Below are 11,166 nucleotides of genomic sequence, written 5' to 3' on the forward strand. Positions count from 1 at the left end.
TAAACAGTTAACTAGGTGAAAGATATAACTAAGGAAAGGAATAGATTTAGTCCTTAGTAATTACAATCTAGAAGCTAACCAAAGGTTAATTTACCATAATATAGACTCCCATGAGAAGAAAACCCAACAAAATCTGCAAACAATCAGGAGTGATTCCATATCGTCTCAGAGATGGAAAAGTAGAAGTTTTATTGATTACCACTCGTAAACGTCAAAGCTGGGTAATTCCCAAAGGGGGAGTTTGTAAAGGGATGAGTCCACCTGATTCAGCAGCAAAAGAAGCCTGGGAAGAAGCAGGAGTTGTTGGCCAGGTGAATACCGAAAAAATAGGTGCTTATAAATATCGTAAACGAGGTAATACTTATCGAGTGCATTTATTTTTGTTGCCAGTGGAGAAAGTGTTAGAAGACTGGCCAGAAGCAACCCAAAGAGAAAGAATATGGTTAGATATTAATCATGCTGCCATGCTTGTAAAGGAAAATTCCCTCAAAAGAATTTTGGAGACTTCAAAAAACCAAGTAAAAATTTAAGTTAAGAATTTAGGAGTCAGCATCATACTTACTAAGTAATAATTACCCCAAATTTAAAAACTTAAATATTCAGATTTTAAACTTGTTAATAAACTCAGATATCTATTTTCTGGGATGATAGAGACGTTTTTAGAAACGTCTCTATCAGAGATTTCTAAGCTATGTTTTGCAAGTTAACTTTGACAACAATATCGTTGTAATCAAAATCTCCACCACCTCTTAAATCTTCAAAGCCAAAGGTGTTATCTCCCAAAAGTCGCACGTGATCTACACGATCAGAATTAGCGCCTAAATAAGTGAAATAAACTGCTGGATCATTATTGGGATTACTATCAATAACAGCATCGGGTCTACCATTGACAATTAAAAATGGTACATAGATAGCACCACCTTCCAAAGTGCCGCTGACAGTTGCTGTTTGTCCATTACCAACACTCAAACCAAAATTGCTTAAATGCTGATTCACCGCAGCTTGAGTATAACCAGCTTCTCCAGGAAGAATATCAGCAGTACCATCACCGTCAATATCAATCCCACCATTTTCATTAGCCACTTTATAGAAGCCGACATAGTTATCAAATGCTGCTTCTCGGTAGACTGTAAACTCAGCGTTTACCAAACCATTTACATTGCGTAAATCAAGGCTTTCTCCCTCTGGATTACCTTGTAGATTTGTACCCAGAATTAAGGGATTATCCGTTGCTTTAATATCGATATCTAAATTCTCCCAAGCAACAGAGAAATTATCATCACTTAACTTAGTAATATTGAGACTTGATAAGCTAGGGAAAATGACATTTGTAAGAGGAGTAAACCCAGCTTGTACAGAATCAGTTGTTCCATTCTGCACTATATAAAATCTCAATTGATCATTAGCATTAAATTCTAATAACTTCTTGAAGTTGCTGGCATCAAACTGGTTAGGAATGTTAGCAATAGCAGAGAAAATTACCTTACTTCTTGCCAATGCTGCCTGAGTATATCCATCCTCCCCAGGGGCAATACCATTAACTCTACCATCTGCATCATCAACAGTAAATACTGCTAATTCCTTGACAGAATTAGAATTATTGCCTCTCAGGTTGACTTCAAATGTGACTTTGCTTTGATCGCTAATGATTTGAATGACATCATCACCAATCTTGACTAGCTGATTTTGGGTATTTCCTCCAGTTGTAGGTTCTTCTGTTTCATCAATGTCATTAACATTAATAGTCAACTGTTTAACAAAAGAAAGTCCACCTGCATCCGTTGTTTTGACACCAATGTTGTAACTTGATTTGGTTTCAAAATCTGGAGATTCCTTAATTTTTAGTTGATTACCATCAATGATAAAAGCATTATTATCATCATTGTTTGTAGAATCATCTAAACTATAAATGAAAGTATCACCTGAATCTGAATCAGTAGTGCTAAATGTGCCAACTATAGTTTCATCTGCAACATTTTCATCAACAGTAATGGCACTTAATACTAAATCCGTAGGTGCTGTATTTGAGCCTGTGTTACCTCCTGTTTCATCAATGTCATTAACATTAATAGTCAACTGTTTAACAAAAGAAAGTCCACCTGCATCTGTTGTTTTGACACCAATGTTGTAAATTGATTTGGTTTCAAAGTCTGGAGATTGCTTAATTTTCAGAGTATCACCAGCAATAATGAAAGCATCATTATCAGGATAGTTTTCATCATCAACTAAACTATAAGTAAAAGTATCACCTGAATCTGAATCAGTAGTGCTAAATATGCCAATTATAGTTTCGGCGGCAACATTTTCATCAACATTAATGGCACTTAACACTAAATCCGTAGGTGCTGCATTTGAGCCTGTGTTACCTCCTGTTTCATCAATGTCATTAACATTGATAGTCAATTCTTTCTGATATGAGAGTCCACCTTGATCTGTGGTTTTGACTCGAAGCAGATAACTTGACTTGGTTTCAAAATCTGGAGATTGCTTAATTTTCAGAGTATCACCATCAATAATGAAGGCATCATTATCAGCAGCACCAGCCACTAGGGTGTAGGTGAAATTCTGAACTTTTACGTTGGGGTCAACGGTGGTAAATTTGCCAATTACTGTTTCGGCGGCAACATTCTCATCAACATTGTCGGTACTCAGTAACACATCTGTGGGGGCGCTGTTGATGCCAAAAATCACGTAGCCTTCCCCAGTTGCAGAGTCGGCAAAAGGGGCGCTGAGAATTAGGTCACTGATCCCGTCACCATTTACGTCTCCTCCACCGCTGACTGAGTGACCTAAGTTATCCCCTTCAGATTTGCCGTTAATAACAAAACCGTTGGTGCCATCAATATCGGCAAGGTTGATCAAAGGAGTAAAGTTGCTCTTGCCAAATATGACGTAGTTCTGTCCAGAATACTCACCATTGGGATCTGCATTTTTGGCGCTAACCAGGATGTCGTCAATACCATCGCCGCTGACATCTCCCACTCCCTTAACAGCCCAACCTGAGTTGTTCAACTCTCCAATGCCGTTGATAGCAAAGCCGTTATTACCATTCAAGGTAGATAGATCAAATATGGGATCAAAGTTACCATCTTTACCAAAGACTACATAACTGATTCCAGCAGCATAAACGCCATTAGGACTGGCAAAGTGTGCGCCAACAATTATGTCATCAATACCGTCATTATTAACGTCTCCAGCACTGCTAACGGAGAAACCTAATTGATCATCATCTTGACCATTGATGATAAAGCCGTTGCTGCCGTCAAGATTGGATAGATCAAGATTTGATGAGAATTCTTCCTCACTGCCAAATACTATATATGCCCGTCCGGAACCGCTACCATTGGGATCGGCAAAATGTGCGCCAATAATTATGTCATCAATACCATCATTGTTAATGTCTCCGGCGCTGCTGACGGCAAAGCCTAAGTAGTCGTCCGCAGTCAGACCGTTGATGACAAAGCCTTTGCTACCATTGAGACTGGTGAGGTCGAAGTCAGAATTAAAGTCTTGCTGACCAAATATTATGTAAGCTTTTCCTGGCAGACCATTGGGATCTGTATAGGCATTGGAAGCGGCGATAATTAGATCATCAAAGCCGTCTTTGTTAATATCTCCTGCATTACTGACTGTATAGCCTAATTGGTCTTCGGCAATCGCTCCGTTGATAATAAAGCCGTTGTTACCATTCAGGTTGGAGAGGTTGATGGTGGGGGTGGAACTGAAACTGCTTTTGCCAAATACTATGTATGCTTTGCCAGCATTCTTTGCCTTTACATCAATCAAGGGTGCGCCAATTATTAGGTCGTCGATACCGTCACCGTTAATGTCTCCTGCTGCACTGACAGAACGGCCTGATGCCTCACCTTCTGTACTACCGATGAGAGTAAAGCCGTTGATGCCATTTAGGGTAGAAATATCTATGGTGGCTGGAAAGCCGTTGTTAGTACCAAATACTACATAGCTGCTTCCTGCATTACTTTGACCATTGGGATCAGCTAGATAAGCGCCAATAATTATGTCATTGATGCCGTCACCGTTAACGTCTCCAGCGTTGCTAATTGAGTAGCCTAAGTGATCGTCATTATTATTGCCATTGATGATAGTAAAGCCGTTTGTACCATTAAGTGTGGAGAGGTTAAAAACTGTTTCAGTCATAATTCTGTACTATTGTTGATTCTGCCAATGTTTGATAATTGCCACTACTGCGATGTCATCTACTCATCTGCTTTGGTAGGGCTTTAGTCCCGCAAGTTTGACATTTTTGCTGTTAATCTGCGTTGCAAAGTTACTCTGTGCTGTTAACAATCAGAGTTCATATAAATTGCAGTCGAGGGAATGAATTTACCACGCTGTTAATTTGCATAACAAAGTTGCTCTGTGCCTCGAGCAAGCAGAGTTGAGAAAAATTTCCGTGGCGGTATGAAAAATCGAGGTTAAACTCTATCAAATTACAACCTAGATTCTATTCCGTTACCCTAACCGAAACTGCATACTAATAAAATCCATGTCTATTCAGACTTGGGGTTTTGTCGATGACACCTGAACGAACTTAACAAAACGAACTTACCAAGATGCTGAAGTTTTCACTGATTTTTAGGGGTTTAATTTTTGATTAATTAAGAAGGTTCTTATTAAACACCCGCAATAATTATAGACTATCTCCTGTGCTATTAATTGTCAAGTCTCCATCCAGTTTAGCCAAGGAATACATAAAACGCTGAGTTGAGTTTTTCTGAGTAGGGTTGTTGATTCCCTCAAATAGCAGCATCTGATCAAGCTAATGGGCAAATAATTATGATTAATTTTGACATTTTATTGCTTTTAAAGATGATGTGCTAGTAGAAAAACTAGCACAAAGATATATGTATAACTGGGAACTTGTAAACATGATATAGGTAAGAGTTTTACTAGAGACAAATAACTATGTATTTGAACTTTTTTATCAGTTCTATTGTAGGAATTGTGGTTACATTATTGGTAGCTTTTGGTGTTTTGCAATGGTTTCATATCCCCGCAGGTAATTTTCTTGACTGGGTAATTGGAGGGGCTAGTTTTTGGTGGTTATTGGTGATTGTGACAGTTCCGTGGAATGTTCATTTTCAAGCTAAGGAAGTTTTAGCAGCAGCAGCAGAATCAATAGCCAAAAATATTCCTGTAGATGATAAACAGGTTAAGTATGTACAGGTTTTAGCCAAGCGATCGCTCTGGTTAGCTATTGCTTTACACTTAGTTTCAGCTATCGCTCTTTATATCCTAGCTGCTACTGGTATTAGTGCTGTGGGATATCTCAGTTCTGGCGCAGCTTTGTTATTAACTTTACTGCGTCCAGCTATTAGCGCCTACGAATATTTATATGCTCGGTTAACAATGATTCGTCAAGCATTCACTTATCCCCGTGAAGATATTTTAGAACTTCGTAACCGTTTTTATGAAATAGAGCAAAAAGTCCAATCTTTAGAAGACCAACTTAACCCAGAACAACCTTATTCTTTAGCAGCAAATAACCACAGGTTTAGCGAAGAAACTCGTCGAGAATTAGCTCGTATTATTGCTAGTTTAGAAGAATTAAGGGCTACAAACCAAGCTGAACATGAGCGACTATCAAGAGAAGCTAGAAATGCCATCGCTCAACTTTCCACCGACGGACAATTTCTGGATCATGTTCGAGAAATTATGAGATTTTTTAAATCAGCTTGAAGATTATTCTCGATCATGATCGCAAAAAAAATACCCGTTGTTACCTGGAGTAATAACGGGTCTTTATATTTAAAATCCAAATTTTCACTATCTGGAAGCAACTTGAGGTTCTGCCCAAACCTGTGTATCTCTAACTCCAAAAGTGACAGGTTGATCTCCGTCGGTTGTGACATTTGTACTCTTACCATCACTAGCAACTTGTACTAAAGGCCAATTTTCTTCCCCTAGTTCACCAGCACGGAACAGCACATGATCGGGTTGTTTTTTACTCCAACCTAACAAGATGGCAATTTTCTCATGCTCATCTTCATTTTGGGTTGGAGCAACGGTTTTGGTAAGATTTTCTTGTCGGTTCCAAATTACGGCATGATCTGTCACATCTGCTGTGTTGAAAATGCCTACAAATTTACGGGCTAAAAAGCGATCGCCTGTTGCTGACCAGCTAATCGGCACTAAAACCCCAATTTTTCCTTCTGTATCGGTTTTGTGGGCTGAAATCGACTGATTTAATAGAGGATCACTAATAGCAGCAGTTTTAGCCATTACCTGCAATCTCTTAGTTTGCCGATCTTCGATAAACAGCAAGCTAGTAACTCGGCTGTTGTGCATTTCCGGTTTAACTTCTAGTTGCACTCGGCTATAAACTGCATATCTACCATCAGGAGAAACAACTGGTATGCTGCGATAGTGTCGCACTCCAGAACCACCTTTCCCTCCAATAGCTTCTTGAGTTATCATGATCCATTTCCAGGGGATTGGATGAGGACTGCCCATGGGATCATCTGGTATTGCGTCGGATTGATGTTGCTGTTCATTAACAGGTACTTCTGTCATGAAGGAAGGCTGTGATTCTCTAATATTTGATGTGCCTGTAGCTGTTTTTAATACTTCATTTCTCCGATTTTCACTTTCTAAAGAATGAACCTCTCCTCCTAATGCCTCAGCTTTAGCATTTTTTAATTTTTGGATCAAATTAGTTTGATTAACAGGTATCTTGGCTAAATTTCCCTGTTTGGAGACTGTCAATATATCCCTACTAGCCAACCCTTGATTTTCTGTTTCTGCCCCAAAATCACTTTTAGCAGTCGGTACTACTGGCCTTTCTGCACTCACAGACTTGTTTCTTGGTACAAAAGCTTCAATATTTACTTCCAAGGTGTTAGCTTCACCCAGGTTTAAATCATTTACACTCGCAATAGACGTTTCTTGGGACTTTGAATCAAATTTTCCCAGTCCTGAATTAATTTTTCCTAATTTTAATTGTGATTGTTTCGCTACGCTAGAGTGAACCGATACCCCTACTAAGGGAGCAATTAATATAACAGGGATAACGTACTTAAGAAAGGGTTGTACGCGGAACCATCCTGACACCAAAAGGGATTTCAACATGAGTGGACTCTCTAAGGAAGGGGCAGTTGCTATGTGAGGAGCAAGGTCTATGCAGGAAGAGGAAAAACTATGATTATATGTATAACAACAAACTAAAAGCTTTAACGAGATAATTGCACCAAATTTTGCATCACTTTACAAAACTTTTCTAATCATTGTTCACGCCTTTACATTCTTTAAATTACTGAGTTTTTGATGACAATATAATTTACAGTGAATACTGGAATTTCTTTCAGTAATCTCTATGTAAATATATACATAAGTAATAATTGGCTCGCAAATGAATAAAATAATAAATAAAATATCTGTTGCGATCGCTCAACTACAAAAAGCTAATTTTGTTAAATTATCAGATAATTTGGGTTAGTAGATGCTGAATTGTCCACCCACTAGGCAAAAAATATACATCCTTGCAGACAGAAGACACAATCATTGACTGATCTGAGTGAGTCTGTTTGCCAAAGTATTGTATTTTATCAACTAACTTTTTGTTGCACCGATAATAAATACTCTACCACTAAATATCTAAAATTCAAGCTTCTAAAAGCAAAATTGCTGGGCGTTTTTTTCATTATTCTTGTCATTTGCTCAGTTCTGGGTAATCAGTTGTCAGTGATTCGTGACGCACTTAATATTGACTAGTAACTAATCACTAAATAACTAGTCAAGAATGAAAATCGTATTTTTTGGTACTCCCCAGTTTGCTGTTCCCACCCTCGAAAAATTACTAAATCACCCAGATTTCCAGGTTTTAGCAGTTGTTACCCAACCGGATAAACGCAGGGAACGTGGGAATAAATTAACACCTTCACCTATCAAAATATTAGCGAATGCTCACCACATCCCAGTATGGCAACCAGAGAGAGTTAAAAAAGATGCTGAAACCTTAACCCAACTACAACAATTAGATGCAGATGTATTTGTCGTAGTCGCTTATGGACAAATCTTGCCTAAGAAAATCTTAAAGATGCCCAAGTTAGGTTGCATCAACGTACATGGTTCAATTTTACCCCAGTATCGAGGGGCTGCTCCCCTTCAGTGGTGTCTATATAACGGTGAGCAAGAAACAGGCATCACAACTATGTTAATGGATGCGGGTATGGATACAGGAGATATGTTATTAAAAGCAACTACACCGATTGCTTTATTGGATAATGCTCAAATTTTAGCCGATCATCTGGCGGTCACGGGTGCAGATTTATTGGTAGAAACTTTATTAAAGTTAGAACGCCAGGAAATTAAACCTATTCCTCAAGATGATTCTCTGGCAACTTATGCGTCTTTGATTCAAAAAGAAGACTATAATCTCAACTGGTCGAAAACTGCTATTGAATTACATAATCAAATTCGAGGCTTTTATCCTAACTGCATGACTACCTTTCGCAATCAAACACTAAAAATTACGGCTACCGTTCCCTTGGATTCTACTTATATTCAAGAATTACCAACACAATTATCAGAAAAGTTACACAAAATACCTGATTTGTCAACTGTAACTCATCGACCTGGAGAAGTAGTCAATATTGCAAAGGGACTAGGCGCAATTGTCCAAACTGGAGAAGGTTGTTTGTGGTTGAGAGAAGTTCAGTTAACTGGTAAACGTCCCCAGTCAGGATGGGATTTTGTAAATGGTACTCGTTTAACAGTGGGTGAGGTAATTGGTAATTGGGAAAGAAGGGAACAGGGAACAGGGAATGGGGAACAGAATTTTTGACTTTTGACTTTTGACTTTTGACTTGATTCTCCCCAGTCCCCAGTCCCCAGTCCCCAGTCCCCAGTTCCCAGTTCCTAAGTTTCATAAAAACGACAAGAGTTACATGGACCTTCTGGGTTGACTGCACAACGGATAATTTCTGAAAGAGCATTGTAACTACAAGTTGCATCACCAATTACCCAGCGTCCTTGTACTAAAGTTTTTTCTGATGGTCGGTTAGCCTTTTGTACATAAATAGTGATGTTATGTAAATGGTAGCGTCCTGACTTCAAGTTATACCTATGACGACGCTCTAATACTGCATAGGTTTTGCCTTCAAAATCAAGATAGTTTCCCGGTTGGGGTGTCCAATCAAGTTGCACTCTACCAAGAGACTGACGCGGATTTGTCAGAATCACCTCAGTTGCTAAAGAATCTATTTCCATAGTCAGTTTATATTATCTGATTTACAGTTGATAATTCTCTGGAATAGTTACAGGGGACAAACCTGCGATCGCTTTCAAGTTTTGACAACGAATTAATTGGTTAAAATCTAAACTAGAACGCCCTTCAATTTTGGCGACTGACTCAATAGCAGTTAACAAATGTTGGGCGGCTTCAGCTTCTGAATAACCTCGTCTTTGAGCGATAAAAATAGCTGTTGTATCAGCTTTTAATGCCGATGTTTGGGATTTATTAATCCGCCAAATTCGCGTAGCAGCTAAAGCACTTAATCCCCCGGCTATAATTACACCTACCACATCAGACTGAGCAGCTTCAACTACTCCACCTAATAACCCTGCTAAAACCACTCCTTGATAGATATCTGGTTGTAACCACTTCACTCCCGTTAACCAACTAACTTGATGTAGTAGTAGTAAATCTCTTTGTGGTTTAGTCAAACGTCGCCACAAATCAAAATTAATATATATTGGTCGTCCTTGACTCCATGGTAAGGGAAAAACGGCATCTATAACCTTGTTTTGTTCAGGTTTACTGACAATTTTAGTCATCATGCGCCCAGAAGCGGGCATGACATCTAACAAACGGCGAATTTCAGTATTTGGTTCCATCATTTCCATTATTAGGCATAATAATATATGTATATTAAATTACTACTAAAACTTCATTCAAAATATTTACATGGATGCTTTTGCTCCCACTCCACCAGAATGGACAAATCAGGCAGTTCACGCATATCAATTTTGCTGTCCCCAATGTCATGCTAGTAGTAGAGAAGCGGTACAAGTTTGGTTAAATAGGCGATCGCCTGTAACAACACCAGATCATCGTCGCAAGTGGCAAGAATTCTATCTTTGTCATTGTACCTGTGCTTGGTGGGCTTGGAGTAGCGATCGCCCGAAGGGCGCTGCTGATAGCGTAGCGTGGCGTAAGCCATAGGCAATCGCAAACCTCCCAACTAATATCAATTACGTGTAAAAATTGACCATTAAGACAGCCGGGAGGCAGGGTGCAGGGTGCAGGGTGCAGGGGGAAAAGAATTTATATTCTGAATCCTGACTCCTGACTCCTGACTCCTGCTATATAAGCTTTAACTAACAAATCAATCCCAGTAATTGCCGTCCCAACTACAACTGCATCAGCACCTAAATCTAATGCTCTTTTTGCCTGTTCTGGGGAAGAAATACCACCTTCACAAATTACAAAAGTATCTAATTTTTCTACTATTTGAGTGAGGAGTTCCCAAGCAGGAGGGGCAAAACTTTTAGTTTCGACAGTGTAGCCAAAAAGAGTAGTACCAACAATATCAGCACCAGCATCAACAGCTAATTTTGCTGCTGTCAATGTATCTACATCTGCCATAACTGGTTTACCTAATTCTTGATGAATGCGGGTAATAATTTCAACTAATTTTTCATCACCTGGACGATTTCTGGTAGTTGCATCTATAGCAATAATATCTGCTCCGGCTTCAGCGACTGCTACAGCATGGTGAAACTGAGGGGTAATGTATACATCAGAACCTGCTATAACTTGCTTCCATAGTCCAATGATTGGTACTTGGACTTTTTCCCGCACGGCTTTGATGTGATTAGGGGTGTCAATGCGGACGGCTACTGCACCATTGTTAACAGCCGCTTTTGCCATTGCAGCAATAACTAGAGGTTCATGTAATGGGGAATCTATAGGTGCTTGACAGGAAACAATGAGTCCTTTTTGTAAATTAATCATGTTGAATTTTTAGTATTTGATAATCTAACAATTTATCAATTTTTACCCATGTAGGGGCGAAGCATTCGGGCGATCAATTATCAATTTTTACCCATGTAGGGGCGAAGCATTCGGGCGATCAATTATCAATTTTTACCCATGTTTATTTTCCGAATGCTTCGCCCTTGCACTGAATGCTTCGCCCTTGCACT

At 39.1% G+C, this 11,166-nt stretch carries 9 protein-coding genes; 4 read left to right on the top strand and 5 right to left on the bottom strand.

All coding sequences use genetic code 11. The features are described from left to right. Nucleotides 1-110 precede the first annotated feature (110 nt). A complete protein-coding gene (locus VB694_RS12890) occupies nucleotides 111-530 on the top strand; it encodes an NUDIX hydrolase (protein WP_323360720.1) in 420 nt (139 codons plus the stop codon). Between the two features lie 154 nt (nucleotides 531-684). Here VB694_RS12890 and VB694_RS12895 read toward each other — a convergent pair whose 3' ends face one another. Further along, nucleotides 685-4,158, bottom strand: coding sequence for a DUF4114 domain-containing protein (locus tag VB694_RS12895; protein ID WP_323360721.1), 3,474 nt, complete (start codon nucleotides 4,156-4,158; stop codon nucleotides 685-687). A gap of 768 nt (nucleotides 4,159-4,926) precedes the next feature. On the opposite strand from VB694_RS12895, the gene VB694_RS12900 reads away from it, so the two are divergent. Then, nucleotides 4,927-5,700 (top strand): hypothetical protein, encoded by a 774-nt coding sequence (locus VB694_RS12900; protein ID WP_323360722.1) that lies wholly within the window; start codon nucleotides 4,927-4,929, stop codon nucleotides 5,698-5,700. A gap of 87 nt (nucleotides 5,701-5,787) precedes the next feature. On the opposite strand, the gene VB694_RS12905 is transcribed toward VB694_RS12900, so the two are convergent. Further along, nucleotides 5,788-7,089: a hypothetical protein gene (locus tag VB694_RS12905; RefSeq protein WP_323360723.1), complete on the bottom strand. Its 1,302-nt coding sequence runs from the start codon at nucleotides 7,087-7,089 to the stop codon at nucleotides 5,788-5,790. A 670-nt stretch (nucleotides 7,090-7,759) separates the two neighbouring features. On the opposite strand from VB694_RS12905, the gene fmt reads away from it, so the two are divergent. Beyond that, the gene (gene fmt / locus VB694_RS12910; RefSeq protein ID WP_323360724.1) at nucleotides 7,760-8,803 is read left to right on the top strand and encodes a methionyl-tRNA formyltransferase; all 1,044 of its coding nucleotides are present in this window, start codon (nucleotides 7,760-7,762) and stop codon (nucleotides 8,801-8,803) included. A 74-nt stretch (nucleotides 8,804-8,877) separates the two neighbouring features. Here the strand turns inward: fmt and VB694_RS12915 are convergent, their stop codons facing one another. Continuing rightward, entirely contained in the window at nucleotides 8,878-9,228 is a 351-nt protein-coding gene (locus VB694_RS12915) for a DUF6464 family protein (protein WP_323360725.1), read from the bottom strand. 21 nt (nucleotides 9,229-9,249) lie between these two features. Further along, nucleotides 9,250-9,855: a DUF3318 domain-containing protein gene (locus VB694_RS12920; RefSeq protein ID WP_323360781.1), complete on the bottom strand. Its 606-nt coding sequence runs from the start codon at nucleotides 9,853-9,855 to the stop codon at nucleotides 9,250-9,252. A gap of 70 nt (nucleotides 9,856-9,925) precedes the next feature. On the opposite strand from VB694_RS12920, the gene VB694_RS12925 reads away from it, so the two are divergent. After that, entirely contained in the window at nucleotides 9,926-10,183 is a 258-nt protein-coding gene (locus VB694_RS12925) for a hypothetical protein (RefSeq protein ID WP_323360726.1), read from the top strand. Nucleotides 10,184-10,285: 102 nt separating this feature from the next. On the opposite strand, the gene VB694_RS12930 is transcribed toward VB694_RS12925, so the two are convergent. Continuing rightward, nucleotides 10,286-10,975, bottom strand: coding sequence for an N-acetylmannosamine-6-phosphate 2-epimerase (locus VB694_RS12930; protein WP_323360727.1), 690 nt, complete (start codon nucleotides 10,973-10,975; stop codon nucleotides 10,286-10,288). Nucleotides 10,976-11,166: the final 191 nt, after the last annotated feature.

This window comes from Anabaena sp. UHCC 0451, from assembly GCF_034931405.1.
GTDB lineage: Bacteria > Cyanobacteriota > Cyanobacteriia > Cyanobacteriales > Nostocaceae > RDYJ01.

Excerpts from the sequence above, each read along its gene's own strand:
- VB694_RS12925 (WP_323360726.1), top strand. The coding sequence starts at position 9,926 with ATGGATGCTTTTGCTCCCACTCCACCAGAATGGACAAATCAGGCAGTT.
- VB694_RS12915 (WP_323360725.1), bottom strand. The coding sequence starts at position 9,228 with ATGGAAATAGATTCTTTAGCAACTGAGGTGATTCTGACAAATCCGCGT.
- VB694_RS12895 (WP_323360721.1), bottom strand. The coding sequence starts at position 4,158 with ATGACTGAAACAGTTTTTAACCTCTCCACACTTAATGGTACAAACGGC.
- VB694_RS12900 (WP_323360722.1), top strand. The coding sequence starts at position 4,927 with ATGTATTTGAACTTTTTTATCAGTTCTATTGTAGGAATTGTGGTTACA.
- VB694_RS12920 (WP_323360781.1), bottom strand. The coding sequence starts at position 9,855 with ATGGAACCAAATACTGAAATTCGCCGTTTGTTAGATGTCATGCCCGCT.
- VB694_RS12890 (WP_323360720.1), top strand. The coding sequence starts at position 111 with ATGAGAAGAAAACCCAACAAAATCTGCAAACAATCAGGAGTGATTCCA.
- fmt (WP_323360724.1), top strand. The coding sequence starts at position 7,760 with ATGAAAATCGTATTTTTTGGTACTCCCCAGTTTGCTGTTCCCACCCTC.
- VB694_RS12905 (WP_323360723.1), bottom strand. The coding sequence starts at position 7,089 with ATGTTGAAATCCCTTTTGGTGTCAGGATGGTTCCGCGTACAACCCTTT.
- VB694_RS12930 (WP_323360727.1), bottom strand. The coding sequence starts at position 10,975 with ATGATTAATTTACAAAAAGGACTCATTGTTTCCTGTCAAGCACCTATA.